Annotated in this window: 18 protein-coding genes, 25 tRNA genes, 1 rRNA gene, 1 pseudogene, 1 riboswitch and 1 other annotated feature; of the genes and pseudogenes, 39 read left to right on the plus strand and 6 right to left on the minus strand. The window is 44.6% G+C overall.

Features of this window, described 5'->3' with window-relative positions; all coding sequences use genetic code 11:
• The first annotated feature begins 11 nt into the window (after positions 1 to 11).
• The 28 genes from rrf to AEQ18_RS06920 all read left to right on the plus strand — a co-directional run bounded on the left by rrf (position 12) and on the right by AEQ18_RS06920 (position 4,797).
• A 5S ribosomal RNA gene (gene rrf, locus AEQ18_RS06785) occupies positions 12 to 127 on the plus strand.
• 16 nt (positions 128 to 143) lie between these two features.
• Positions 144 to 216: transfer RNA gene (locus AEQ18_RS06790), tRNA-Val, on the plus strand.
• A 3-nt stretch (positions 217 to 219) separates the two neighbouring features.
• Positions 220 to 292, plus strand: a tRNA-Lys gene (locus AEQ18_RS06795).
• A gap of 14 nt (positions 293 to 306) precedes the next feature.
• Positions 307 to 388: transfer RNA gene (locus AEQ18_RS06800), tRNA-Leu, on the plus strand.
• A gap of 8 nt (positions 389 to 396) precedes the next feature.
• Positions 397 to 469 (plus strand) — tRNA-Thr (locus tag AEQ18_RS06805).
• 11 nt (positions 470 to 480) lie between these two features.
• Positions 481 to 552: transfer RNA gene (locus AEQ18_RS06810), tRNA-Gly, on the plus strand.
• A gap of 17 nt (positions 553 to 569) precedes the next feature.
• Positions 570 to 655: transfer RNA gene (locus AEQ18_RS06815), tRNA-Leu, on the plus strand.
• A gap of 12 nt (positions 656 to 667) precedes the next feature.
• Positions 668 to 741: transfer RNA gene (locus AEQ18_RS06820), tRNA-Arg, on the plus strand.
• A 9-nt stretch (positions 742 to 750) separates the two neighbouring features.
• Positions 751 to 824, plus strand: a tRNA-Pro gene (locus AEQ18_RS06825).
• A 13-nt stretch (positions 825 to 837) separates the two neighbouring features.
• Positions 838 to 910, plus strand: a tRNA-Ala gene (locus AEQ18_RS06830).
• A 24-nt stretch (positions 911 to 934) separates the two neighbouring features.
• Positions 935 to 1,008 (plus strand) — tRNA-Met (locus AEQ18_RS06835).
• Between the two features lie 12 nt (positions 1,009 to 1,020).
• Positions 1,021 to 1,094 (plus strand) — tRNA-Ile (locus AEQ18_RS06840).
• 27 nt (positions 1,095 to 1,121) lie between these two features.
• Positions 1,122 to 1,211, plus strand: a tRNA-Ser gene (locus AEQ18_RS06845).
• Positions 1,212 to 1,283: 72 nt separating this feature from the next.
• A tRNA-Met gene (locus tag AEQ18_RS06850) sits at positions 1,284 to 1,357 on the plus strand.
• 38 nt (positions 1,358 to 1,395) lie between these two features.
• Positions 1,396 to 1,472 (plus strand) — tRNA-Asp (locus AEQ18_RS06855).
• Between the two features lies 1 nt (position 1,473).
• Positions 1,474 to 1,544, plus strand: a tRNA-Gly gene (locus tag AEQ18_RS06860).
• 15 nt (positions 1,545 to 1,559) lie between these two features.
• Positions 1,560 to 1,633, plus strand: a tRNA-Ile gene (locus AEQ18_RS06865).
• A gap of 21 nt (positions 1,634 to 1,654) precedes the next feature.
• Positions 1,655 to 1,742: transfer RNA gene (locus AEQ18_RS06870), tRNA-Ser, on the plus strand.
• A 12-nt stretch (positions 1,743 to 1,754) separates the two neighbouring features.
• Positions 1,755 to 1,826, plus strand: a tRNA-Glu gene (locus AEQ18_RS06875).
• 10 nt (positions 1,827 to 1,836) lie between these two features.
• Positions 1,837 to 1,926, plus strand: a tRNA-Ser gene (locus AEQ18_RS06880).
• Positions 1,927 to 1,997: 71 nt separating this feature from the next.
• Positions 1,998 to 2,071: transfer RNA gene (locus AEQ18_RS06885), tRNA-Met, on the plus strand.
• A gap of 34 nt (positions 2,072 to 2,105) precedes the next feature.
• Positions 2,106 to 2,179 (plus strand) — tRNA-Asp (locus AEQ18_RS06890).
• A 5-nt stretch (positions 2,180 to 2,184) separates the two neighbouring features.
• Positions 2,185 to 2,257: transfer RNA gene (locus tag AEQ18_RS06895), tRNA-Phe, on the plus strand.
• 7 nt (positions 2,258 to 2,264) lie between these two features.
• Positions 2,265 to 2,335 (plus strand) — tRNA-Gly (locus tag AEQ18_RS06900).
• Positions 2,336 to 2,352: 17 nt separating this feature from the next.
• Positions 2,353 to 2,426: transfer RNA gene (locus tag AEQ18_RS06905), tRNA-Ile, on the plus strand.
• Positions 2,427 to 2,438: 12 nt separating this feature from the next.
• Positions 2,439 to 2,510 (plus strand) — tRNA-Glu (locus AEQ18_RS06910).
• Between the two features lie 92 nt (positions 2,511 to 2,602).
• Positions 2,603 to 2,684, plus strand: a riboswitch (SMK box riboswitch).
• Complete coding sequence (metK, locus tag AEQ18_RS06915; RefSeq protein ID WP_054115616.1) at positions 2,682 to 3,866, plus strand: methionine adenosyltransferase; 1,185 nt, start codon at positions 2,682 to 2,684, stop codon at positions 3,864 to 3,866. (Overlaps the previous riboswitch by 3 nt.)
• 151 nt (positions 3,867 to 4,017) lie before the next feature.
• Positions 4,018 to 4,797, plus strand: coding sequence for an alpha/beta hydrolase (locus AEQ18_RS06920; protein WP_054115617.1), 780 nt, complete (start codon positions 4,018 to 4,020; stop codon positions 4,795 to 4,797).
• Positions 4,798 to 4,814: 17 nt separating this feature from the next.
• Here the strand turns inward: AEQ18_RS06920 and AEQ18_RS06925 are convergent, their stop codons facing one another.
• The 3 genes from AEQ18_RS06925 to AEQ18_RS06935 are packed head-to-tail and all read right to left on the minus strand — an operon-like array spanning position 4,815 to position 7,020.
• Entirely contained in the window at positions 4,815 to 5,393 is a 579-nt protein-coding gene (locus tag AEQ18_RS06925) for a tRNA (mnm(5)s(2)U34)-methyltransferase (protein WP_054115618.1), read from the minus strand.
• Positions 5,368 to 6,351 carry a TIGR01212 family radical SAM protein gene (locus tag AEQ18_RS06930; RefSeq protein WP_054115619.1) on the minus strand — a complete coding sequence of 328 codons (984 nt, stop codon included), beginning with the start codon at positions 6,349 to 6,351 and terminating at the stop codon, positions 5,368 to 5,370. Before AEQ18_RS06930 ends, AEQ18_RS06925 begins: the two co-directional genes overlap by 26 nt.
• A gap of 18 nt (positions 6,352 to 6,369) precedes the next feature.
• The gene (locus tag AEQ18_RS06935; protein WP_054115620.1) at positions 6,370 to 7,020 is read right to left on the minus strand and encodes a phosphatase PAP2 family protein; all 651 of its coding nucleotides are present in this window, start codon (positions 7,018 to 7,020) and stop codon (positions 6,370 to 6,372) included.
• Positions 7,021 to 7,293: 273 nt separating this feature from the next.
• Here AEQ18_RS06935 and AEQ18_RS06940 point away from each other — a divergent pair.
• Positions 7,294 to 8,787 (plus strand): annotated as a pseudogene (locus tag AEQ18_RS06940) (LysM peptidoglycan-binding domain-containing protein); the annotation flags it as partial.
• A gap of 47 nt (positions 8,788 to 8,834) precedes the next feature.
• Positions 8,835 to 9,048, plus strand: a binding site (T-box leader).
• Positions 9,049 to 9,137: 89 nt separating this feature from the next.
• Positions 9,138 to 11,552 carry a leucine--tRNA ligase gene (leuS, locus tag AEQ18_RS06945; RefSeq protein WP_054115622.1) on the plus strand — a complete coding sequence of 805 codons (2,415 nt, stop codon included), beginning with the start codon at positions 9,138 to 9,140 and terminating at the stop codon, positions 11,550 to 11,552.
• A 94-nt stretch (positions 11,553 to 11,646) separates the two neighbouring features.
• On the opposite strand, the gene AEQ18_RS06950 is transcribed toward leuS, so the two are convergent.
• The gene (locus AEQ18_RS06950) at positions 11,647 to 11,874 is read right to left on the minus strand and encodes a hypothetical protein (protein ID WP_054115623.1); all 228 of its coding nucleotides are present in this window, start codon (positions 11,872 to 11,874) and stop codon (positions 11,647 to 11,649) included.
• A gap of 217 nt (positions 11,875 to 12,091) precedes the next feature.
• Between AEQ18_RS06950 and AEQ18_RS06955 the strand changes: the two genes are divergently transcribed.
• Positions 12,092 to 12,391, plus strand: a complete 300-nt coding sequence (locus AEQ18_RS06955) for a DUF5960 family protein (RefSeq protein ID WP_054115624.1) — start codon at positions 12,092 to 12,094, stop codon at positions 12,389 to 12,391.
• Positions 12,392 to 12,475: 84 nt separating this feature from the next.
• Here the strand turns inward: AEQ18_RS06955 and murE are convergent, their stop codons facing one another.
• A complete protein-coding gene (murE, locus tag AEQ18_RS06960; protein ID WP_054115625.1) occupies positions 12,476 to 13,999 on the minus strand; it encodes a UDP-N-acetylmuramyl-tripeptide synthetase in 1,524 nt (507 codons plus the stop codon).
• Between the two features lie 199 nt (positions 14,000 to 14,198).
• Between murE and AEQ18_RS06965 the strand changes: the two genes are divergently transcribed.
• Together AEQ18_RS06965 and AEQ18_RS06970 are read left to right on the plus strand one after the other, a co-directional pair.
• A complete protein-coding gene (locus AEQ18_RS06965; RefSeq protein ID WP_054115626.1) occupies positions 14,199 to 15,845 on the plus strand; it encodes a putative polysaccharide biosynthesis protein in 1,647 nt (548 codons plus the stop codon).
• A 76-nt stretch (positions 15,846 to 15,921) separates the two neighbouring features.
• On the plus strand, positions 15,922 to 16,650 hold the full coding sequence (locus AEQ18_RS06970; RefSeq protein ID WP_054115627.1) for a pseudouridine synthase: 729 nt from the start codon (positions 15,922 to 15,924) through the stop codon (positions 16,648 to 16,650).
• Between the two features lie 35 nt (positions 16,651 to 16,685).
• Here AEQ18_RS06970 and AEQ18_RS06975 read toward each other — a convergent pair whose 3' ends face one another.
• Positions 16,686 to 17,540, minus strand: coding sequence for an RluA family pseudouridine synthase (locus AEQ18_RS06975; protein WP_054115628.1), 855 nt, complete (start codon positions 17,538 to 17,540; stop codon positions 16,686 to 16,688).
• A gap of 191 nt (positions 17,541 to 17,731) precedes the next feature.
• Between AEQ18_RS06975 and AEQ18_RS06980 the strand changes: the two genes are divergently transcribed.
• The 6 genes from AEQ18_RS06980 to AEQ18_RS15580 all read left to right on the plus strand — a co-directional run bounded on the left by AEQ18_RS06980 (position 17,732) and on the right by AEQ18_RS15580 (position 25,902).
• Positions 17,732 to 19,894, plus strand: a complete 2,163-nt coding sequence (locus AEQ18_RS06980) for a PBP1A family penicillin-binding protein (RefSeq protein ID WP_054115629.1) — start codon at positions 17,732 to 17,734, stop codon at positions 19,892 to 19,894.
• Positions 19,895 to 19,967: 73 nt separating this feature from the next.
• Positions 19,968 to 20,309: a YlbF family regulator gene (locus AEQ18_RS06985; protein ID WP_054115630.1), complete on the plus strand. Its 342-nt coding sequence runs from the start codon at positions 19,968 to 19,970 to the stop codon at positions 20,307 to 20,309.
• Positions 20,310 to 20,439: 130 nt separating this feature from the next.
• Positions 20,440 to 21,642, plus strand: a complete 1,203-nt coding sequence (locus AEQ18_RS06990; protein ID WP_054115631.1) for a metallophosphoesterase family protein — start codon at positions 20,440 to 20,442, stop codon at positions 21,640 to 21,642.
• Positions 21,629 to 24,313 carry an ATP-binding protein gene (locus AEQ18_RS06995; protein ID WP_054115632.1) on the plus strand — a complete coding sequence of 895 codons (2,685 nt, stop codon included), beginning with the start codon at positions 21,629 to 21,631 and terminating at the stop codon, positions 24,311 to 24,313. Before AEQ18_RS06990 ends, AEQ18_RS06995 begins: the two co-directional genes overlap by 14 nt.
• Positions 24,310 to 25,254, plus strand: a complete 945-nt coding sequence (locus tag AEQ18_RS07000; protein ID WP_054115633.1) for a 3'-5' exoribonuclease YhaM family protein — start codon at positions 24,310 to 24,312, stop codon at positions 25,252 to 25,254. Before AEQ18_RS06995 ends, AEQ18_RS07000 begins: the two co-directional genes overlap by 4 nt.
• Before the next feature lie 549 nt (positions 25,255 to 25,803).
• Positions 25,804 to 25,902 carry a type I toxin-antitoxin system Fst family toxin gene (locus AEQ18_RS15580; RefSeq protein ID WP_152911896.1) on the plus strand — a complete coding sequence of 33 codons (99 nt, stop codon included), beginning with the start codon at positions 25,804 to 25,806 and terminating at the stop codon, positions 25,900 to 25,902.
• Positions 25,903 to 26,108: the final 206 nt, after the last annotated feature.

Below are 26,108 nucleotides of genomic sequence, written 5' to 3' on the forward strand. Positions count from 1 at the left end.
CAATTGAATAGTGTGGTGGCGATAGCAAGAAGGATACACCTGTAACCATGCCGAACACAGAAGTTAAGCTTCTTAGCGCCGATTGTAGTGAAGGGTTTCCCTTTGTGAGAGTAGGACGTCGCCACGCGTTTTTTTTACCTTATGGGGGTTTAGCTCAGCTGGGAGAGCATCTGCCTTACAAGCAGAGGGTCAGCGGTTCGAACCCGTTAACCCCCATATGAGCCGTTAGCTCAGTTGGTAGAGCATCTGACTTTTAATCAGAGGGTCGCAGGTTCGAGCCCTGCACGGCTCATAGTAATAACCTATGCGGGTGTGGCGGAATTGGCAGACGCACTAGATTTAGGATCTAGCGCCTTCGGGCGTGGGGGTTCAAGTCCCTTCACCCGCACTTAAATCGCCGGCTTAGCTCAGTTGGTAGAGCATCTGATTTGTAATCAGAGGGTCGAGGGTTCAAGTCCTTTAGCCGGCATCAGGATTTATGCGGAAATAGCTCAGTGGTAGAGCACCACCTTGCCAAGGTGGGGGTCGCGGGTTCGAACCCCGTTTTCCGCTTTTGCCAACGCAATAAAGCCGGGGTGGCGGAACTGGCAGACGCACAGGACTTAAAATCCTGCGGTGAGTGATCACCGTACCGGTTCGATTCCGGTCCTCGGCATTTTTATATGATGCGCCCATAGCTCAATTGGATAGAGTGTTTGACTACGGATCAAAAGGTTAGGGGTTCGACTCCTCTTGGGCGCGCTTGTTTTACGGGAAGTAGCTCAGCTTGGTAGAGCACTTGGTTTGGGACCAAGGGGTCGCAGGTTCGAATCCTGTCTTCCCGATAAATTTACAAAAGGGGCCTTAGCTCAGCTGGGAGAGCGCCTGCTTTGCACGCAGGAGGTCAGCGGTTCGATCCCGCTAGGCTCCATATCATTTGAATAAATGATTTTTTCGCGGTGTAGCTCAGCTGGCTAGAGCGTCCGGTTCATACCCGGGAGGTCGGGGGTTCGATCCCCTCCGCCGCGATTTTTAGAGCCTGGACCTTTAGCTCAGTTGGTTAGAGCAGACGGCTCATAACCGTCCGGTCGTAGGTTCGAGTCCTACAAGGTCCATCAAGGCATTCTATCATTTTTACTTTTGGAGGATTACCCAAGTCCGGCTGAAGGGAACGGTCTTGAAAACCGTCAGGCGGGTAAAACCGTGCAAGGGTTCGAATCCCTTATCCTCCTTTGCTTCAGTTTTAATCTATTGTTTACTCGGTTGTTTAAGGAAACGTCGTTTCCTGAAGGACAACTTATTATCGCGGGATGGAGCAGTCTGGTAGCTCGTCGGGCTCATAACCCGAAGGTCGTAGGTTCAAATCCTGCTCCCGCAATTGCTTTTGTTCATCAAAAGCGTTATAAAAGCTAATATGGTTTGGTAGTTCAGTTGGTTAGAATGCCTGCCTGTCACGCAGGAGGTCGCGGGTTCGAGTCCCGTCCAGACCGCCATGCGGGTGTAGTTTAGTGGTAAAACTACAGCCTTCCAAGCTGTTATCGCGAGTTCGATTCTCGTCACCCGCTTAGCTTTTATTTTAGGGGCCTATAGCTCAGCTGGTTAGAGCGCACGCCTGATAAGCGTGAGGTCGATGGTTCGAGTCCATTTAGGCCCATATAAATGTATATATACATTTGGGGAAGTACTCAAGTGGCTGAAGAGGCGCCCCTGCTAAGGGTGTAGGTCGGGAAACTGGCGCGAGGGTTCAAATCCCTCCTTCTCCGTTCTTTTTTATTGGTCCGTTGGTCAAGCGGTTAAGACACCGCCCTTTCACGGCGGTAACACGGGTTCGATTCCCGTACGGATCATTGTACTTTTGGAGGATTACCCAAGTCCGGCTGAAGGGAACGGTCTTGAAAACCGTCAGGCGGGTAAAACCGTGCAAGGGTTCGAATCCCTTATCCTCCTTTTTTACATATTTATCTATTGTTATTTGGTTGATATTGGAAATGGTGATTTCCTCTCCTTCAACTTATTATCGCGGGATGGAGCAGTCTGGTAGCTCGTCGGGCTCATAACCCGAAGGTCGTAGGTTCAAATCCTGCTCCCGCAATTGCTTTTTTAAAGCAAACAAACAGAAATGTTTCGGTTTGGTAGTTCAGTTGGTTAGAATGCCTGCCTGTCACGCAGGAGGTCGCGGGTTCGAGTCCCGTCCAGACCGTTTTTGGCTCGGTAGCTCAGTTGGTAGAGCAATGGATTGAAGCTCCATGTGTCGGCAGTTCGATTCTGTCCCGCGCCATAGAAATGCGGGTGTAGTTTAGTGGTAAAACTACAGCCTTCCAAGCTGTTGTCGCGAGTTCGATTCTCGTCACCCGCTTTAGCATTTTTTATTAAGGGCCTATAGCTCAGCTGGTTAGAGCGCACGCCTGATAAGCGTGAGGTCGATGGTTCGAGTCCATTTAGGCCCATTATCTTCATTTGGTCCGTTGGTCAAGCGGTTAAGACACCGCCCTTTCACGGCGGTAACACGGGTTCGATTCCCGTACGGATCATGTAAGCATTCTTGTGAGTGCTTTTTTTTATTGCCAAAAAACACCTTTTTTAGGTTTTTTAAAGTCAAAACCGCTAAAGTCTGATATAATCAGTTCGTTGCAAGTTCCCGAAAGGATTCGCAGCTGCGAAGATGCCTTGTAACCGAATCATATTTAGGGGGAATATAAAAAATGACAGAGAAACACTTATTCACTTCAGAATCCGTTTCTGAAGGACATCCAGACAAAGTTGCTGATCAAATCAGTGATGCGATTTTGGACGCTTTATTAGCCAAGGATCCAATGGCCCGAGTAGCATGCGAAACGTCTGTAACGACAGGATTGGTTTTGGTTTTTGGTGAGATTTCTACAACAGCATATGTCGATATTCAAAAGATCGTTCGACAAACCATAAAGGAAATTGGGTATACACGTGCAAAGTTCGGATTTGATGGTGACACTGTTGCCGTATTAGTGGCAATCGATGAACAATCGCCAGATATTGCGCAAGGTGTAGATGCGGCTTTAGAAATTCGCGAAGAAACCGATAAAGAAGATATCGGCGCTGGCGACCAAGGCCTGATGTTTGGATTTGCTATTGACGAAACACCTGAATTGATGCCCTTACCAATCGCGTTGAGCCATCGTTTGGTGCGACGCTTAGCTGAGTTGCGTAAATCAGATGCATTGCCTTACTTGCGTCCTGATGCCAAATCACAAGTCACAGTGGAGTATGATGACAACGATCAGCCGCAACGGGTCGATACCGTCGTGATCAGTACACAACATGATGATGCAGCAGACAATGAAACGATTCGTCACGATGTGATCGAACAAGTGATCAAAGAAGTGATACCTGCAGATCTTTTAGATGCGCAGACAAAATATTATATCAATCCAACTGGCCGTTTTGTGATCGGTGGGCCGCAAGGGGATGCCGGCCTGACGGGAAGAAAAATCATCGTAGATACGTATGGTGGGTATGCACGCCATGGTGGAGGTGCTTTTTCTGGGAAAGATGCCACCAAGGTTGACCGTTCAGCGAGTTATGCAGCTCGTTATATCGCCAAAAATATCGTAGCGGCTAAACTGGCGCAAAAAGCTGAAGTTCAATTGGCATATGCCATCGGTGTGGCACAACCCGTATCGATCAGTGTCAATACATTCGGTACTGGCACAGTTAGCAACGAACGCTTGATTCGCGCCATTCGTGAAAATTTTGACTTACGACCAGCTGGCATTATCGACATGTTAGATTTGCGCCGTCCAATTTACCGTCAAACTGCTGCTTATGGACATTTTGGCCGGACAGATATTGAGCTGCCATGGGAACGGACAGATAAAGTTACAGCCTTACAACAAAGCGTGAAAGCGTAAATTCCGAAAGCTCGATCGATCATATTCGATTGAGCTTTTTTCTTGTGCTGTAAAGGGCTTATCATGCTGGGGGTGTGCCTTCCGTTACTTTTTACACGGACAATCAGAAAAGAATCTGTTACAATATAAAAAAAGAATCGCAGGTGATCACATGGCTTTTTTACAAGCGAATATTTACTCCAATGTATTGGAGATGGAAGTAATGGTCGATGTCATTCTTCCTCAGGAAACGGAAAAAAAGATCGGTACCGCAACAACAAATAAAGGGACTGAAATCCCAGTGCTATATTTGCTGCACGGCATGGGAGGCAACCATAGTGTGTGGCAAAGAAGAACTGCGATCGAACGTTATGTAGCAGCTTATCAATTGGCAGTTATCATGCCTTCAACTGATTTAGGCTGGTATACGGATACAACGTATGAAATGAAGTATTGGACCTTTATTTCTGAAGAACTACCGAAGATCGTTCAAGAACTCTTTCCACAATTGACGACAGCAAGAGAACATACCTATGCTGCCGGCTTATCAATGGGTGGCTATGGTGCGATGAAATTAGGTTTGCGGCAACCAGAAAGATTTGCGGCTGTTGCCTCACTTTCGGGTGCATTGGCGATGGCAGAGAGTATGGAGAATTTACTGCAAGTGCGCGGACAAGCCTATTGGGAAGGGATTTTTGGTCCTTTAAGTGCCTTCAAAGGATCAGAAAATGATCTGATTCATTTGATCGATACACTTGATCCAGAGACAGCACCACGCTTTTATATCAGCTGCGGAACAGAAGATCAACTGTTTCCTGCCAGCGAATATGCAGCGGAAAAATTAACCAAACACCAAATTCCAGTGACATTTGAATCGGGGATTGGTGTCCATGATTGGCAGTTTTGGGATCAATGGATCCAAAGAGTTCTTGCCTGGCTTCATGAAGCATAACAAAACAGCACTTACCGTCACATTAAGGTAAGTGCTGTTTTTTTGCGCTCAATACAATAGAGGATAGGGGGCTGATTGCGCTGGTTGATAAATTGATAGGATAGAACATTATAGGACTCTTGCGGCAATCCTGCACAAAATCGGTGCACAGTGTCCAGTTCAGCTTCTCCACCTTGATGCCCATAGTAGCAGACAATCACGATCCTGCCTTTAGGCGCCAAAAGAGGCAATAATGCGTTTAATGCCTGTTGCGTCGTTTCTGGCATTGTAATAATGTCCTTATTTCCTCTTGGAAGATAGCCAAGATTGAAGATGGCTGCCTGAACCGGTTCAGTGACATAGTCGCCTAAGTGCTCATGCCTGCGGTGAATCAAGGTTGCTTGAGCAAGAAGGTGTTTCACTGCTAAACGATTTTTCGTGACTTCCAGCGCTTGTTCTTGCACATCGAAGGCGAACACCTGTCCTTTGTCCCCAACCAGAGCTGCCAATAGTTCGGTATCAAAACCATTGCCCATAGTGGCATCAACGACAGTTTGCCCCGGCTGAACAACTTCTTTTAATAAGGTATGACTATAGTGCATGGCTGTTGGCAGCATGAACAGTCCCCTCTCTCACTGAGAATTTCCCTTGATAAGAATCTCTGCGCTGCATTTCGCGATCGATTTCATTAAGCACTTCCCATTTTTTTAAGCTCCACATAGGACCAATCAAGGCATCCCATGGGGCATCTCCTGTCAAACGATGGATGATGATTTCAGGCGGAATCATTTCTAATTGATCGCAGATCAAGGAAACATAACTTTTTCGATCCATGAGCTGCAATCGGCCTTCATGATAATCCCGCAACATCCGCGTATTACGCATCAAATGCAATAAGTGCAATTTGATCCCTTGAATGTCTGAATCTTGGATCGTTCGCCGGACGTTTTCTTGCATCATTTCGATCGTTTCGCCAGGTAATCCATTGATCAAATGCGTGCAGACCCGAATCTGATGTTTTCTCAGTTTTGCTACACCATCTAGGTAGGTTTGATAGTCATGGGCACGATTGATGGCTTCGCTCGTAGCTTCAAAAGTCGTTTGCAAACCCAATTCGACCCAAAGATAATAGCGCTGGTTCAATTCGGCCAAATAGTCCACCACATCATCGGGCAAACAATCAGGACGGGTACCAATCGAGATGCCTACAACGCCAGGCATCGTCAATACTTGTTCAAAGCGCGCGCGAATGACTGCGACGGGTGCATGGGTATTCGTGAAATTTTGAAAATATACGATGTATTGATCGACATGGGGCCATTTTTTGTGCATCATATGGATCTCTTGATGAAATTGTTCGGGTAATGGCGCTTCAGGGGCGATGATCATATCGCCAGATCCAGAGACACTGCAAAAAGTACATCCACCTTTCGCAACTGTCCCATCACGGTTGGGGCAGTCAAAGCCCGCATCGATAGGCACTTTAAAAATTTTTTCGCCAAATTGCTGGCGCAAAGCATAATTCCAAGAATGATATCGTTTATTCTTGTCCTCTGCATAGGGAAATGAATCCATTGACATTCGCCTTCTCTTCTATAGTTGTTTTCGGGTAAAACGCCAGACAAAGCGTTTCTGTAAATAATAAGGATACGTCAGGAGCAGCCATGACAAGCCAACACAAAAACCGCCAAGCACGTCACTAGGAAAGTGCACCCCAACATAGATTCTACTGATACCTATCAAGAGAATCAACAAACCAAGCAAGATGCGCAGACACCATTGCCAAAAAGGCTGCTTGAACAGAATCGGGACCAGTAATAGCAGGGTCCCATAAAAAACCATACTGCCAGTGGAATGGCCACTAGGAAAACTGGAACTTGTTTCAACGACCAGATGCTCTAATGTCGGTCTTTCACGCAAGAAGACCAGTTTGATCAACGGGTTAAAAAGTCCGGCGATCCCGATCGTCCCTAGACTGAGCCACAATGCTTCCGCATAGTATTTGTTGATCAAAAAGACAACTAGGACCACTAAGAATAAAAGAATGATCGTCACTGGGTTCGCAAATTTTGTGACCCATAAGAAAAAAGGGGTCATCAAAGGATAGCCACTGCGGATCACCCGTGTCAGCGACTCGTCAAAAGGGTTCAGCCAACTTGGATAAAATTTTACGATGTATCCTAAAAAAACAAAGAGCAATAAGAAACAGCTGCCCGCGTATTGATAATATAATTTTTTTTGCATCAATCAATGCCTCGCTTCTACATCAGATTTGACAATACATACCTGCAATTATAGCATTAATTAGGCAGAGAAGCCGACGATTTTCATGATTATAAGCCAGAAATCCGGATGATAACACATGTTTTTCTAGCGATGCGCATATTTCACTAAATGTTCGTTTGATTACAGAGAGTTTACAGTTTATAAAAAACGCCCAAATATCTTTTATAAAATCTTAAGAAACTGTATACTTAATCTACGTTCAATATAAGAAAAAACGGAGGATTTAGGGTCATGGAAACAAGTCAGACACAGAAAGTACAACGGCAAAGAGAACAATCGGGTGAATTGTATCAAATCATGAGAAAAAGTGCAGCTGTTTTAGGTACCACGTTAACTGCGCTCTCTGTTGTTACTCCTCTGATGCCTGCTGTTGAAGCAGAAGCAGTAGAAACGTCAGTGGCACAAGTTTCTACCAGCAATTTTGCTGCGCCGAACACATCCGCTTTTATTACTGAGATCGCGACTTATGCACAACCAGTCGCACAAGCCAACGACCTTTATGCATCGGTTATGATCGCACAAGCGATCCTTGAGAGTGGCTGGGGAAGAAGCAGTCTATCTAAAGCGCCAAATTATAACCTATTTGGTGTCAAAGGTTCATACAATGGTCAAACGGTCTATATGAGTACGTTAGAGTATTTGAATGGGCAATGGGTCACTATGAGTGAGCCATTCAGACAATATCCTTCATACACACAGTCATTCCAAGACAATGCCAGTGTGATTCGCGGCAATAGCTATTATTCAGGTGCTTGGAAAAGCAATACAAGCTCGTATCTAGATGCAACGGCATGGTTGACGGGACGCTATGCGACTGCACCAAACTATGCGTCTTCCTTGAATGCGGTGATCCAACAATATGGCTTGACCAAGTATGATACACCTGCTTCAGGAAATGCTGGTGGTGGGGCAACTGTCAGCAGTAGTACAAGTACAAGTGCCTCTTCAGTGAGCACTACAACAAGCAGCAGTTCAACGTATACGGTGGTGTCAGGGGATTCCGTTTGGTCTGTTGCAAACAAACATGGTATCTCCATGGATCAATTGCGCAGCGCCAACAATATCAAAAATGACTTTATCTATCCAGGACAAACGTTAGCTGTATCTGGATCGACAACAAATTCGGCAACGACCAGTACATCGGTATCACTGGTCAATAAAAATGCGACATCGACGGCATCTAGTACGGCGAGCAGTTCAACGTATACGGTGGTATCAGGGGATTCCGTTTGGTCAGTCGCCAATAAATATGGGATTTCCATGGACAAATTGCGTAGTTTGAACAACATCGAAAATGATTTTATTTACCCAGGCCAAACATTATCGGTCTCAGGTAGTTCAACAACGACAAGCACCACCAATACAACCAGCACTGCGCGCACAACGACGACTACATCAAATGGCACGTATACAGTGGCAGCTGGTGATTCTGTTTGGTCGATCGCAAATAAAAACAATATCTCCATGGATCAATTACGCAGCGCGAACAATATCAAAAATGATTTTGTTTATCCAGGCCAGCAATTATCGATCTCAGGAAGTACGACAACAAGCGCATCTTCTAGTACGACAAGCACGACCTCTTCAACAGGTACCTATACAGTTGCTTCTGGGGATTCAGTCTGGGGGATCGCAAACCAATTTGGGATTTCTACCGATCAATTTATTCAATGGAACAATATCCAAAATAATTTTATTTATCCTGGTCAAAGCGTAAGGGTAAAATAGATTGCTATTCCGTTGGATTTTTGATAGGATAAATGCAATGAATCTTTTCACATTTGAGAAGGAATAGTAGAAAAGCGTTGGAGCTTCAGAGAGTGCATGGTTGGTGAGAATGCATAGCACACCTTTCGAACTCGCCTTCAAGTGATATCTGACTGAACAATGACTAGGCAGATACGGCGATGGCCGTTACAACATCGAGGTCTGTTTCTTTGCGGAACAGATAAACTTAGGTGGTACCACGTTGATAACGTCCTATAAAAATCAAATTGATTTTTATAGGATTTTTTTTTATCAGTTTTGTTTGCAAGACAGCAAACAAAACACCAATTTTATAGGAGGCGTCCGTCGTGAATTACAATCACAAAGAAATTGAAAAAAAATGGCAAAAATATTGGGCAAAGAAAAATGAATTCAATACCCATGATGCGCCAGACAAACCCAAATTTTATGCATTAGATATGTTTCCTTATCCATCTGGGCAAGGATTACATGTTGGACATCCAGAAGGGTATACTGCGACTGATATTTTAAGTCGTTTTAAACGTAGCCAAGGCTATAATGTCTTACATCCAATGGGGTGGGATGCATTTGGTCTGCCAGCAGAACAATATGCATTAGATACTGGGAACGATCCAGCCGAATTCACCAAAAAAAATATTGAAACATTTCGTCGCCAAATCAATTCATTGGGCTTTAGTTACGACTGGAACCGTGAGATCAATACAACAGATCCAGAATATTATAAATGGACCCAATGGATCTTCACGAAATTGTATGAAAAAGGATTAGCCTATGAAGCAGAAGTCCCAGTCAACTGGGTGCCAGAATTAGGGACTGTGATCGCCAATGAGGAAGTCATTGATGGCAAAAGCGAACGTGGCGGGTATGATGTCATTCGCAAACCGATGCGACAATGGATGCTCAAAATCACTGCTTATGCAGACCGTCTGTTGGATGATTTAGAAGATGTTGACTGGCCAGAGAGCATCAAAGAAATGCAACGCAACTGGATCGGTCGTTCGATTGGGGCGAATGTAACCTTCAAAGTTGCCCATTCAGACAAAGACTTCACCGTCTTTACTACACGACCAGATACATTGTTTGGTGCAACATATGCAGTATTGGCACCCGAACATCCTTTAGTCGAGGAGATCACAAGCGCCGATCAACAAGCGGATGTAGCAGCCTATGTGGCGGAAGCAGCCAAAAAATCGGACTTGAATCGGACGGACCTATCCAAAGAGAAAACCGGTGTCTTTACGGGTGCCTATGCCATCAATCCGGTCAATGGCAAAGAAATTCCTATCTGGATCGCAGACTATGTCTTGGCCTCTTATGGAACAGGCGCAATCATGGCAGTACCTGCCCACGATGCGCGAGATCACGATTTTGCCAAAGCATTTGGTTTAGACATCGTGCCAGTACTTGCAGGTGGTGATGTGACGGAATCGGCCTACACAGAAGACGGGCTTCATATCAATTCTGATTTTCTAGATGGCCTAGACAAAGAAACAGCGATCGACAAGATGGTCGCGTGGCTGGAAGAAAACAAAGTCGGCAAAAAAGAAATCAGCTACCGTCTGCGGGATTGGTTATTCTCTCGCCAACGGTATTGGGGTGAACCAATTCCGATCATCCATTGGGAAGATGGCACAACTACGGCATTAAGCGAAGAACAACTACCGCTGCGCTTGCCAATCACAGACAATATCAAACCGAGTGGCACAGGAGAATCTCCATTAGCCAATGTGACAGATTGGGTCAATGTCATCGATCCTGAAACTGGCAAAAAAGGCCGTCGCGAAACCAACACAATGCCGCAATGGGCAGGAAGTTCGTGGTATTTCTTACGTTTCATCGATCCGCATAACAAAACAGCTTTGGCGGATTACGACAAATTGAAACGTTGGATGCCAGTTGATATATATATCGGCGGAGCAGAACATGCTGTGCTGCATTTGCTTTATGCCCGTTTCTGGCATAAATTCTTGTACGATATCGGTGTCGTACCAACGAAAGAGCCATTTGAAAAATTATTCAACCAAGGAATGATTCTTGGGGAAAATAATGAAAAAATGTCTAAATCTCGTGGCAATGTCGTCAATCCAGATGATGTGGTCGATCAATACGGAGCAGATACTTTGCGTTTATACGAAATGTTCATGGGACCATTGGATGCATCGATTGCGTGGAATGAAAACGGATTGGAAGGCAGCCGTAAATTCTTGGATCGCGTATGGCGCTTGATCGTTGATGAAGAAGGGAAGATGCGTGACCGAATCACTACCTTCAATGATGGCAGCTTGACGAAGGTGTATCATCAAACCGTTAAAAAAGTCACGGAAGATTTCGAACAGCTGCACTTCAATACAGCCATTTCGCAATTGATGGTCTTTGTGAATGAAGCCTATAAAGTGGATGCTTTGCCTTATGAATATGTGGAAGGTTTCGTCCAATTGTTGGCACCGATCGTTCCACATATTGGTGAAGAGTTGTGGGCGATTTTAGGCAATGAAGAAGGGATTTCTTATGTGTCATGGCCGACCTATGACGAATCAGCTTTGATCGAAGATGAAATCGAAGTTGTCTTCCAAGTGAACGGCAAAGTGCGTGCGAAGGCAAAAGTACCAGCCGATGCAGATAAAGACACACTTGAAACATTAGCCAAAGAAAATGCCCTTGTTCAAGAACAACTTCAAGAGAAGACGATTCGTAAAGTCATTGTTGTACCGAATAAATTGGTCAATATCGTCGCAAACTAAGGAAAAAGGAAAGCAGTGAGTCGACTGCTTTCCTTTTTTTGTTTTTAGTTGAACGAGGATACAAAAAAAGACACCGCTAAAGGGTGTCGATTGCTCACTTTTTGCGAATAATGCCGTAAAACAAAATGGCAGTAGCGATAAGCGGGATCAAAATCACCAACAATAATCCGTTGGGATATGTTGCACGGGTGAAAATTTCTGAAGAGTCATTTCCCCCAAGTAAATGATTAGAAATGACAAATTGTGTTGTCAAAGCAATCATTGCGATAAAGCCAAGTGTCGCGCTGGTGCCGTAGAAGATTTTTTTCTTAACGTTGTTCATGCCGTCTGCCCCTTTTATATTCTCTACGTATTATTATACAAAAGTTGCAAGGGTCTTCAATAAGAATTTGTCAAATCATTGATTCGTAATATCACTGCAATCATTTTGACACAAAACCACGACAACTTTACCTATACCCAATCAGCAATCATATTATTCGCTGTTCCGCGCGCACTCCCGTATAATAAAATCAGAGAATAAAGAAAGAGGGATTTAGATGGACTATCAAGCATTTGAAGGCCAAACGGCTTTTTTTGAGGACTACGCACGAATCGCCAAAGAACCATTTGATGAAGACACCGTGTCGACGGATGTGCTGGCGCAGCTGAATCAGCAATTGGCGGAAGAACAATTATTTTATCGTTTACCTGCAGAAGCAGCCAAAGAAGGACAACCCTTTTTATTTCCTTTCAGTAAATTAATGTTTACCGAAGATCTGGATGCTGCCATTTCGACAGAGTTTCGCTACGATGGCGCGCCCTATGTCTACGAAACCCATGAAGATGAACAGCCATAAATAATTGAAAAAAGACAGCGAATCCTTGCGGGTGCATATTAGCCCTCGTCAATGGATGTGCTGTCTTTTTCATTTGGGTCGATTTTACTGTGTGTTTGCAGCAAAGTGTTGCGCAAGTACGAGATCACCTGGATAGGGTTCTTTTTGGCCGTTGACTTTAAGGAAGGTTTCTGTTCCTTTACCGGCGAGAATCACGATGTCGTTCTTTTGCGCTTCGGCAATGGCGGCAGTCACAGCGGCTTCTCGGTCCATTTGGTAGACAACAGCTAAGCGATCAGTGGTGATCGCCGCTGCAATCTCAGCAGCAATTGCCTGTGGATCTTCAAAATTAGGATCATCACTTGTCAGATAGACTTTGTCTGCGTATTCGGATAATGCACGCCCCATATCACTGCGGCGAGATTCAGCCTTACCTCCAGCACTGCCAGTCACGAAGATTAGTTTGCCAGATGGCCGTAATTGTCGCGCCAGTTGGCTCAAGGATTGAAAACTTAAATAATTATGGGCGTAATCCACGATCAGCACCGCACCATTATTTTTTTCCAAAACCACCATTCGGCCAGGAATGACTACTTTAGGCAATTCTTCTCGGGCATCACTTGCATGTCCGCCTGCAAGGCAAGCCGCCAAAATCGCTGCTGTTGCATTCTCGTGATTGAAAGAACCCAACAAGCCAAGCTGATACAGCCCCGCGACTTGCAAAACATCTGATGAAGTAGCAATGGTGAATGATTTCGGATCGACCCCGTCTTGGACGATATAATCGGCTTCAGCACGACCATATGTAATAAAGGGTACTTGATGGACTTCACATGTTTCTCGCAACAATGGATAATGATCGCTTTGACGGTTTAAGATCATTTGGCGGCTATTGCGGATCAATTGCCGTTTGCAATACAAATAATCGTCAAAGGTGGGATGCTCGACAGGACCGATATGATCAGGGGAAATATTCAAGAAAACACCTATATCAAATGTGAGTCCAGCTACGCGCTTGGTTTTGTACGCTTGAGAGGAAACCTCCATCACAAGATGGCTCATGCCATTGGCGACAGCTTCTGCCATCATGGCATAAAGATCCAATGTTTCTGGTGTGGTCAAAACAGCGCTGCGAAACGAACGGCCATCCACTGAATTTTCTTCTGATGAGAAAAAAGCGACTGTATCATTGGTGGATTTGGCCAAGATCGCGCGGGCGAAATAGGCACAGCTGGTTTTGCCTTTTGTTCCTGTGATGCCAATCGTCACCAGTTGATTCTGAGGGTTGCCATAAAACACGGGGGCAATGACAGCCATTGCTTCTCGAATATCAGTGACGATGATCCCGAAGGCAGCCACTGCTTCATAAGGCTGTTCGGCAATATAACACGTTGCACCTTGTTGAATAGCTGTTTCTAAGTACCGCTGCTCAAAGGCAGCCCCTTTGCAAAAAAAGAGCGTGTCTTTGATAGCTAGGCGTGAGTCATAATGGACTGACGTAAAAGACAATTCCATCATTTCTTCAGGGATGGTATAAGCCCATTCCAGTGGTGTGATCAATTCTTTTAAAAGGTTATTTTGCAACAAAATAGTTCGGATCTGTTGAACGGTCATGGTTGCGTTATGCATACAAGTTCTCCTTCATTCTGCTAAACATTTCTCTTATTATAGCATAACACTGAAATACCTCGGTTTCTTGAAGGAAAGTTTTTGTGAATCCGAACATATTTTGAAGAAACTTTAAGATGTTGCAAAAATAGATTGCGACTCCTTGCTTTTCGAATTAAAATGAAAGGGATATGTTTGTAGAAAGTTGGAGAGAATGGCGATGGATAAAGACACGCGATCGGTTTCAAAAGAGTTGACCACACAAGAAAAAATGGCCCAAGGTTCAGCTTGGATGACGATGGGCAATATTGGCTCACGACTGTTAGGGGCCATTTATATTTTACCTTGGTACTATTGGATGGGTGCCAATGGAGATAAAGCAAATGCACTTTTTGGGATGGGCTATAATGTCTACGCCTTATTTTTAATGATTTCGACCGCCGGTATTCCAGCAGCGATCGCGAAGCAGATTGCCTATTATAATTCACGACAAGAGTACCGCACCAGTCAGCGTCTCTTTCTGAGAGCGCTCCAATTGATGGCTGGTTTTGGGGTAATGACAGCAGGGATCATGTATTTGGCTGCGCCGTGGTTAGCCACAGCCTCTGGCGGTGGACCAGAATTGATTCCCACCATGCGCTCGTTGAGTGTGGCGCTGCTAGTCTTTCCTTGTATGAGTGTCATGCGCGGCTATTTCCAAGGCAATCAAGACATGAAGCCTTTTGCGATTTCACAGATCATCGAGCAGATCGCGCGGGTGTTCTATATGTTGCTGGCGACCTTTATTATTATGCGCGTGATCGAAGGCGATTATACAGCAGCCGTGACACAATCGACATTTGCTGCTTTTATTGGTGTGTTAGCCAGTGTCGTCGTTTTGGGGTATTATTACCAAAAGCAGCGGGTTCGGATGGACGTGCTGATCGATATGAGCAAAGAAGAAACCGAGATCCAGACCAAAGAATTGATGCTGTCGACGATCAGAGAAGCGATCCCTTTCATCATCGTTGGTTCTGGGATCACGATTTTCAAATTAGTGGATCAATATACCTTTGTTCGGATCATGAAGGGCTTTACAGAGTTTTCTAATGATCAGTTGCTTGATTTGATGGCTATTTTCGGCAGCAATCCAGATAAATTAACGATGGTCGTGATTGGTTTGGCGACATCAATGGCATCGACAGGTTTGCCTTTGATCAGTGAAGCTGTGGCGAAAAAAGACCACAAAAATCTGGCGAAGCTAATCAGCAACAACTTGCAATTGTATTCATTTGTGATGTTTCCGGCAACGTTTGGGATGGTTGTTTTGGCCTATCCGTTGTACACGTTGTTTTACCGACCAGATAATTTAGGCTCCAGTGTGCTGGTTGCTGCATGTTTGTCGGGATTGGTATTGGGCTTGTTTATGTTGAGTTCCAGTATGCTGCAGGGGATGTACCATAATAAAGAAGCTGTGGTCTATTTCTTTATTGGCTTGGTGGTGAAGCTGCTCTTACAATATCCAGCCATCCGGATTTTCCAAGTCTATGGCCCATTAGTGTCGACATCGATTGCCCTAGCAATCACTTGTTGGCTGAATGTGCGAAAAATGGCCCGCAAAGGTCATTTCAACGTAACATTGACCTTAAGACGCACCTTACTGATTGCAGTACTGACATTGATCATGGTCATTGCGGCACTAATGGCCCGCCAATTGTTTGGGTTGGTCTTAAGTTCAGAAAGCAAGGTTCAATCATTTATTTTGAGTATGCTTGTTGCGGCAGTAGGCGGGGGCGTGTATGTCTATATCGCTTTGAAGCTACGCCTTGCCGAAAAATTACTTGGGTCATCAATGATTCGCTTGCGTCGCAAGTTACGTATCAAATAATTACACGTTAGCAGCCACCGGCTCATATGTTTGTGCGGGTTGGCTGCTTTATTGATGAGAAAAGGAAGTGTCAAGGATGCGATTAGATAAATTTTTGGCTGATATGGGTTATGGTTCCCGTAAAGAAGTCAAAGGCTATATCAAAAAAGGCCGAGTCACTGTCAATGACCAGGTGATCAAAAGCGATAAAACGCAGGTCAATGAACAATCTGATCAAGTCTGTTTCGATCAAGAACTGATCCAGTATCAGCGTTGGTATTATTACTTGCTTCATAAACCAGCAGGGGTCATTTCGGCGACGGTTGATTCTTATGAAGAGACGGTATTGGATTTGTTTTCTGAAGAAGATTTTCGCGACGATTTATTTCCCGTCGGTCGTCTGGATAAAGACACAGAAGGGTTTCTTCTGATCACCAATGACGGTGCGTTAGCCCATCAACTACTATCACCAAAAAAACATGTTGAAAAAGAATACTATGCGCACGTAGATGGCATCATGACCAGCGAGGATCAAGCGGTGTTTGAACAAGGGCTCGAATTAGACGGCGAGCGGACTTTGCCAGCCCAATTGACGATCACAAAGGTAGATGAAGCTGAACAAACCAGTGAGATCCGATTGATTTTGCATGAAGGGAAATTTCATCAAGTGAAGCGGATGGTTCAAGCTGTAGGGAAAGAAGTGCGCTATCTCAAAAGGATTCGTATGGGCGGCTTAGCTTTGCCGGCAGATCTAGCCCTTGGCAGCTACCGTAGTTTGACAGATGATGAGCTGCGTATACTGGCGCAGCCAAAGAACAAAGCATAGCCAAAAAGCCTGCACAATGACGGTGCAGGCTTTTTTTACCACAGTCCGGGATCCGCAATAGCTACCAAACGTTCTTTGGTGAATGGATGGACTAAATGCAGTTCACGTCCATGCAACATCAATCGAGGTGCTGCACGTTGCTGATACAAAGGATCTCCCACGATTGGATGACCAATACTTGCTAAGTGCACCCGGATTTGGTGGGTACGGCCTGTATCTAGTACGCAGTAAACATTGGTCGTTTCGCCGTTGTTTTTTGCGATGGTGACATGGGTAACAGCAGACTTTCCATTGCGGGGATCAATGATCCGTTTGCGGCGATCATGGCGGTCGCGACCGATTTTTTTATCGATGGTTTGGTCTTTTTTGATCGTTCCCCAAACAATCGCTTGATACCGGCGATATAATTGTTTTTGTTCTAACATACGGCCAAGGATCGGTAAGACAAATGGATTTTTGGCAAATAACACAACACCGCTTGTTTCTTTATCTAAGCGATGGACCACGTAAGGCTGTGTCTGCTCTGGCCTCAAATAAGCGGCGACATGGTTCAGAAGTGTATCTTGCTCATCAGGTTGATTGGGATGGGTTTTGATACCGACGGGTTTGTTGACGATGATCAGATGCTGGTCTTCATAGCACACGTCGACTTGGTTGGGGTCACCTGGCAACACGGGCTGATAGCTATAATCACTGTCTTCGATCACGAGTGTGACTTTGTCGCCGGCTGTGACGATTTGATGGAACAGCGCCGGTTGGTCATTGATCTGCACCTCTTTGCGGGTACGCAAGAAATGCCGGACTTTTCGAGGCACTAGCCACTCATGTTCAAGTAATTCCCTTAGGGTCATTTCGGATTGATCTGCAGGCAGAATCATTGTGTATTCCATGTAAAGGTGGACCTCATTTCTAATTGTTTGTTGTTATTATAGCATTTTTAAGCTTTTCTTATGAAAAAATATAGAAAAAAAAGAGCTTTCAGTGCTACACTAGTAGAGGTTTCTTCCCCTAAATTTCCGACTGAAGCCGTATAACAAACCGGCATCTATATGCTACACTTTGATAAAAGGAGCGTGAAGCAATGGAGTGGAAGTCCATCCTTCAGAAAATAAAAACCGGCTGGCTGACCTTTTGGCGCTGGATCAAACCCTATCTTCAACAATTTCACCAATGGCGCAAGCGCATATGGAAAAAATATCACGTCAATAAGATTTTTATTTTACTTAGTTTAGTTGCACTTTTAGTGATGAGCGGCTATTTATTTTATATTGCCAAAAACACCAAAGTCAGCGAATTGGAATCAGGCTTGAAAGAATCGACCGTCATTTATGATGCCAATGGCGATGAAGCAGGCCAATTATATTCTCAAAAAGGGACTTACGTGGCATTAGACAGTATTTCGTCAGATGTGATCGATGCCCTGATTTCAACGGAAGACCGGAATTTTTACAATCATCATGGTTTTGATATCAAAGGGATTGCCCGAGCCGCGGTGCGCGTGGTGATCAATCGCAGTACAGAAGGCGGCGGGGGAAGTACGATCACCCAGCAATTAGCGAAAAATGCGTATCTATCCCTCGACCAGACGTTTAGCCGGAAAGCCAAAGAGCTTTTCTTGGCAATCGAGATCGAAAAAAAATATTCTAAAGATGACATTTTAGAAATGTACCTCAATAGTTCCTATTTTGGGAATGGGGTATGGGGGATTCAAGATGCTGCGCTGAAATACTTTGGCGTCAATGCCTCTGAATTGTCGATAGGAGAGGCAGCTACTTTAGTAGGGATGCTGAAGGGGCCTTCGATCTATAATCCTATCGATCATCTAGAAAATGCCACCAATCGCCGCGATACGGTATTGGGTTTGATGGTAGACAATGGGGTATTGGATCAAAGTACGGCTGATCAGCAAGCACAAGTTGCTTTAGCAGATCTCCTTTATGATGGCTATGGAAATTCCGAGTCAGGTTACAAATATCCTTATTATTTTGACGCAGTCATCGATGAAGCAGAATCGTATGGTTTAGATGCGGATGATGTCATGAACCGAGGGTACAAAATTTACACGGCATTGGATCAAAATTATCAGGCGCAAATGGAAGCCACCTACAAAAATGATACATTGTTCCCTGAAAATGCTGCAGACGGCACCATGGTCCAATCTGGATCAGTTGCATTAGATCCGAATACTGGCGGCGTACAGGCCTTGGTGGGACGTCGGGGCGAACATGTCTTTCGCGGGTTCAATTTTGCGACGCAAATGAAACGCTCGCCCGGATCGACCATCAAGCCAATCAGTGTCTATGCACCGGCTTTAGAAGCAGGTTATGAACCGGACAGTATTCTGGAAGATCAACCATTAGATTTTTATGACGCGCAGAACTTTGATGGCACCTATTCTGGTGAAGTGGCGATGTATCAAGCTTTGGCGCAAAGTTTGAATTTACCTGCTGTCTGGTTGCTGCATGAGATTGGTCTGGATCGCGGCTACAATGAGGCCCAAGACTTCGGCTTGTCTCTAACAGACTCAGACAATTATTGGGGCTTGGCTTTAGGTGGTTTGGAAAAAGGCGAATCACCAATGACGATGGCTGCAGCATACGCTGTTTTTGCCAATGGGGGTTATTACTATCAGCCTCATTTGATCACGAAAATCGTTGACTCGACGGGGGCCGTTATCGTGGATAACACGACAGCACAAGGCAAACGCATCATTTCTCAAGACACGGCAGACAAAATGACCAGTATGATGCTGGGCACGTACTCGAATGGAACAGGGGTCAGCGCAAGTCCGTATGGCTTCACGATCGCTGGGAAAACTGGTACGACTGAAACCAATTTCGATGCTTCTAAGGTCAATGACCAATGGATCATGGGCTATACCCCTGATGTAGTGATCTCGACTTGGCTAGGTTTTGAGCAATCCAGCGCGGAACATTATTTGACCGGAACCAGTGGACAAGTAGTAGGGAAGGTCTTTAAAGCAGAGGCTGAAAATATATTGCCATATACGCAAGGCACCGCCTTCCAAGTTGCCGATGCTTACGTAACAGGTGGTCAATTGATGGCTGCAGACGAAGTACCTGATACGCAGACTGATTATAATAGTAGCACCAACAACTGGCAGCAATCGGTGGATGAATTTGCCGAGAGTGCCAAAGAAGGCGTGAAAGAATTTGGCAGTAAGATCAAAGAAGGGACCAAAGAGTTGTTCGGTGGTCTGTGGAACTCAATCAATGGCAATTAAACAGCCATGCAAGCGCTAGGCATGAATGGGGCAACAATGGTATACTAAAGAAAAGAGAAAGGACGGAGATATGATGGCAAATATATATGATACAGCAAATCAATTAGAACGCGAGTTGCGAGAATCAGCGCAATTTCAAGATTTAAGAGGCTCATTTGACCGCTTGAAAGCCAATGAAGAAGCGTATGCCTTATTCAAAGAATTCCAAACACTACAACAAACGTTGCAACAAAAAATGATGGCTGGCGAGGAAATGTCAGAAGAAGAAGCACAACAAGCCCAAAGCTTGTCGCAAAAAATTCAAGAAGATGAGATCGTTTCTGACTTGATGCAAAAAGAACAAGCCTTCAGCTTAGTTGCCAATGACTTGAATCGGATCATTATGGGCCCTGTCCGGGATCTATACGAAGCATAAAACCTGAATCGTATCAGTGAAGCAGATTTGAATCATTTCAGATCTGCTTTTTTTATGGGAACAAATTTTCGTATTTTACTGACGAAATACCAAAGAAATGTTATGATAGAGGCACTAAGGAGGAGTCAATATGCGATTTTTACATAGTGCTGACTTACATATCGATCGGTCATTTGAAGGCCTTCATTTGTTATCTGAAAAAGTGAAAGCACAACTCCCAGCCATCAATCAAAAGGTCCTGCATCATTTGACAAATGTGGCATTGACGGAGGAAGTGGATTTCGTCTTATTCGCAGGTGACACCTTTCATCAAGCACGGCCTAGTTTGAAAGTACAACATGATTTTTTTACCGAAATCAACCGTTTGGCGACGGCTGAGATTCCGGTTTATATGCTATTCGGCAACCACGATTATTATGATCCGCAACGGTACTGGTTTTCCTTTCCTGAGAACGTACACTTGTTTGAATCAGAAACTGTAAAAACGATCGAAGGGGTCACAAAACACGGAGAAAGTTATGCGATCAGTGGGTTCAGTTATCAGCATCCATGGATCGAAATGGACAAAGTTCCTACTTTCCCAGCAAGAAAAGCAGTAGATTATCATATCGGGATGTATCATGGCGATCAAGCAGGCACTCGATATGCGCCGTTTTCTGTCAGCGAGATGAAACATAAAGGCTATGATTACTGGGCGTTAGGACATATCCATGTTCCTAAAATACTCTCCGAACAACCACCAATCATTTATCCTGGTACGCCGCAAGGCAAGACCAAAAAGGAAACTGCTTCAGGCGTCGTGCTTGCTGATCTGACCCCGCAAGGCGCCAAGATCCAACAACTATCGGTGGCCGAGTTGTTTTGGGAAACAGCGCATATATCTTTGTCTGGCATCAGAGAAGCCAATGAGGTATTGCCGAGAATCCTGCAACAAGTGCAAAGTCAAAGAGGAAGACTGCTGCATTTGGTGATTGAGGATGATCAACAGCTGCCCTCAGACTGGCTGCGTGATGCGGAAAAAAATGAATGGATTTCCTATTTAAATGAACGCTTGGCACAGCTGGAGCCGCTGCAAGTCATCTATGGTATAACCGCTTCACAGACTGCTGCTGAAAAATATACGTTGGCAATCTCTGAAGCCTATCTGGCACAAAGCCTCAAGTTATATCAAGACCCAGACATCTTTGCGGAGGGACTGGCAGAGTTGCTGCAACATCCGATGATCCAACGAGGCATCGACCAAGATTCCTTCAAAGCGGATGTCTTGGCGCAAACAGCTGCCTTATTACAACAAACCTTTGATTGGGCAGGTGACAGCTATGATCATTCTTAAAGCGGAAATCACCGGTTTTGGCAAATACCATGGACAACAGTTCCATTTTGACCGTGGCAACCAATTGCTTTTTGGGCAAAATGAAATTGGAAAATCAACACTGTATCAGTTTATAGCGGCGATGCTATTTGGATTCCCCAAAAAAACAGCCAAGAAGAAAGATTACACGCCGCGCAATGGCGCCGCGTATGGTGGGAAATTGTGGTTGGAGATCGAACCTTATGGTGAGATCGTCATAGAACGGTATCGGCAAATTGATCGCGGACGAGGGAAAGTGTATGTCAATGGACAAATAACCGATGAAGCGTGGCTTGAACAGCATGTGCAGCCATTGAATCGCACCTTGTTTTTTGATGTCTTCACCTTTCAGCAAGAGCAGTTGAACCAAATCGATAAGCTGGGGGAAGAAGAGCTCCATCAGTCATTGATATCGTTGGGGATCACCGGCAGTCAAAATATGCTGCAGCAAGTTGTGCGCTTAGGGACCAGCAATCAGCAACTGTACAAACCCCGTGGCCAAAAACTGCCGTTGAATCAAGCACTGAAACAATTAGGAAAGCTGCAGCAGCAAATCGCAGATAAAGAAAGTGAAGAAGCACATTTGCAACACCAATATCAGCAAATTGCGTTCATCCAATCTGATATCGATTCCCTGCAAGCCCGCAGTCAATCGTTGAATGATGCTTACCAAGAGAATCAGCAACGAATCAGCCATTGGGCACTGTATGAAGAGTGGCAGCAGATTGCAGATGTACCTGTTGCAGATCCCGAGCAGGCGCAGGCTATCAAGTCGTTCTACCAGACCTATCAGCAAATCACAGAAGAATTACGTAAGAAAGAAGCAGAATTGGATCAACTGGAACAAGGGCAAGGATCAGATAAATATTTCTTTTATCTGGATCATGAGCAGCCTATTGATCATCTCTTGCAACAGCAAGTAGAGATTGCGCGCTTAGCTGACCGTCAGGCAGCAGCAGATGCCAATCGTTCCCATGCCATCCAGCAATTGAATCAACTCGTGACCAAAAGGCAATGGCGCAGTGAATCACCCCCTTTTTTGACCGCACCGATCCGTGAAGCGTTGCAGTCATTAGATCAATTGAAAGCGCGAGCGGGTGAAATCGAGCGCCGTCAACAATGGTTAGCCGAAAAAGCCAGCCCCCTTGAAGCAACAGTTTCTCGATTGGAACACCAACAACCTGCATTAGGCGGTACACAGAAAAAGCACACTGGTCTGCGGCTATTGATGGCCATTGGACTTATACTGGTTATTCTAGGCTTCTTTACTGGTCCTTGGCAGTGGGTGATTAGCGGTGCAGGGGCGATCCTCCTCATCAGCGGATTGGTTCTCAGTCAAAAACGGCCTAAAAATCAACCACAGAACAAACAAGAATGGCAGGCAGCGTTGCTGCAATTGGATTTGATCGAAGAAGAGCAGGCTGAACTGCGACAAGAAGCCCAACAACAGCAACAGTCGATCCAACGCAAAACCCAAGGGTTATTGCCTTTTTTCGGACAGTTGCCGCATGAAGAATGGTCCGATTATTTGGACGCGTATGAAGCAGATGTCGCAGCCTATCAACATTATTTAGAAGAAGAAGCTGAGGCGAGTCAAGTACGGCAAACAGTAAGCGAGGCGCTGGCGCCTTTTGACGTATTGTTTCAACCGTATACAGATTGGCTGCCGCTGCAAAATAAATCGATCACGGATAAACTGACAGTGCTGGCAGCTTTTGCTAAAGATATGCAAGCAATCAAGTTGACCCGCCTGCAGCAACCCAGTACATTATTGGCACAACAATTGACCCGTTTACGCAAAGAGCGAGAAGACATCGTGGCTGATGCGAAAGAACTCTTGCAGCAGCAAGGACTAGAGCAGCCCGCTGAGATCAGTTTATGGCTCAAACAATGGGAGAGTGCGCAGCGCACCAACCGACGGGCAGCCGAACTGCAGGCGATGCTGACACCGATTTTCCCAGAGGCAGTCGATGAAGCTGCTTTGATACAGGAAAAAGAACGGTTGAAGACGAGCCAGGTACGCGTTCAAGAAGACATACGTGCACTGACAGAAGACAGACAGAAATTAGAACTGGAAGTCGCTGCCAGTCAAAGAAATGGCACATTGAACCAGCTGTATCAGGAAGAAAGCGAACTGCGGTCCGCGATCCAAGAGCTGGCTGTGACGTGGGGGAGTCGGCAATTGGCAGCGGCCATTTTGCGAGATATCACCACTGAACTATCAGAACAGCAATTGCCGCAATTGCTGACGGCAGCTTCAACGTACTTCGCCCAATTGACCAATGGACAATACCAGCAAATCCTCTTTGAGGAAGGTTTATTGACTGTTGCCAGTCAAAGTGACACCTACTCAATCATTGATTTGTCGACTGGTACCAAGGATCAATTGATTATGGCTATTCGTTTTGGGTACCTATCATTACAAAAAAATCAGCCGATCAGTCCAATCATTATCGATGATGGCTGGTTGCATTATGACAGTGCCCGTAAAGAAAGTTTGGTCCGCTTGTTGACAGAATTTGGCCAAAGTTATCAAGTAATTTGTTTGTCTTCTGACCAAGAAATGGTAAGCTATTATCAGAAGTATCAACAGCCAGTCTATGACCTTAGCAAAGGATGTGAATATTTGGTTGATCGCCAAATAACCCAATGAAAAAAATTAAAGAGTTAACCGTGGATGAAACCTTCCAACTATTTTTATTGATCAAGAATGCTGATGTACGAATCGCAAAGAACGGGAAAAAATTCATTGCTTTTACCTTTCAAGATACCTCAGGAACGATCGATGGCAAGTTTTGGGATGCTTCAGAAGAAGAGATTGCCCGCTTTGAACCCGGTCGTGTGGTGATGTTAGATGGCAAACGAGAAGTCTATCAAGGGAATCCGCAAGTCAAAATCATCCATTTGCGACTGGCAAAACCCGAAGAAGGGCAAGATCCAAGCCAATATATGGAAAAAGCCCCTATGAAAAAAGAGGATATGGAGGAAGAGATCAATCAAACACTGTTTGAGATCATCAATCCCCATTGGAACCGTATCGTACGCTTTTTGTTGAATAAATACAAAAAAGAATTCTTTGAGTTTCCGGCAGCAAAACGCAATCATCATGCCTTTGCCAGCGGTTTGGCTTACCACACAACGACTATGTTGCGCTTAGGCAAAGCCATCGTCAAAGAATATCCTGAGTTGAATGCGTCTTTACTGTATGCAGGCATTATCTTGCATGACTTGGGAAAAGTGATTGAGCTGACTGGACCGATGACGACGGAGTACACATTAGCTGGTAATCTCGTTGGTCATCTAGTCTTGGTCGATGAGGAAATCACACAAGCATGTATCGCATTAAAATTCGATGACAAGCAAGAAGATATCGTGGTATTGCGGCACATGGTCTTAGCCCATCACGGCTTATTAGAATACGGCTCACCTGTTAGACCACGCATTATGGAAGCCGAAGTCTTGCATCAAATCGATAATCTGGATGCTTCCATGCAAATGATGCTGACATCGATCCGCCTAACCGAACCTGGTGAGTATAGTGACCGCATTTTCGGCATGGATAACCGTAGCTTCTATGTACCCAAGAATATCTAAATTACAACGCTGATCGAAGCGTAAGGAAAACCATTGATAGCGACTGTTACTTGCGGCGGTATCAATGGTGTTTTTATTAGAAAAAATAGAAATTTTTAAGAGGTTTAAATAACGTAATACGAGGATTTTCTTTTGAAAATAAAATGCAATGCAGTAATTATTTATCATGACAGATTCACTAATCGTTGTTTAGAGACAACGAAAGAACTTAAAGGGATGGGCTATTTTTGTTAGTAAAGCAAGCTACCCGATATGAAAAGCGTACACTTTTTGGCCCTGAGATATTGGTCTGGGGAAATAACTATTTTAAAAATAAAAGAATTTTGTTAGTAGGAGAAATTCTAATCATTGAATATACATTGAAGTATTAGATAACATCAAGCATAGACTGAAAGAATAAAAAAGGGTATACAATTGAGTATCAAAATTAGCTAGATATAAGTTTTTTGGTGCAGCTGAAGTTTATTTTATGAAGAATAATAATAGTAAATATGGTTTTGATATAATAGAATAGGCGGATTGCTTCCAAATGAGGTGTCTGTAGTATTTATGCATTATCTATTGTTGGTTGTCCCCCAAAATATTGTTGACCTAATCATTGAGCTATTTTCTCACTGGTTGGATGAGAAAGACAAAGAAGATAGCTAGCAAGTTGCTATCCAACTCATATGCTGGCAGTCGCGACTAGCTTAAAAAAGGCGCTTGCATTTATAGAGGTTAGGGAGCGGCTTTTTGCTGCAATGCTAAAAGTATTATAATGGTTTGCAAACATATTAGATCACTAATGGTCGGGAAAAATTCGATAAAAAGGATGAATGAAATCTATGGAAATATTGTCGAGGAATTAAGTATGA

Origin of the sequence: Enterococcus sp. RIT-PI-f (genome assembly GCF_001297065.1) — a bacterium.
Classification (GTDB): domain Bacteria; phylum Bacillota; class Bacilli; order Lactobacillales; family Enterococcaceae; genus Enterococcus_D.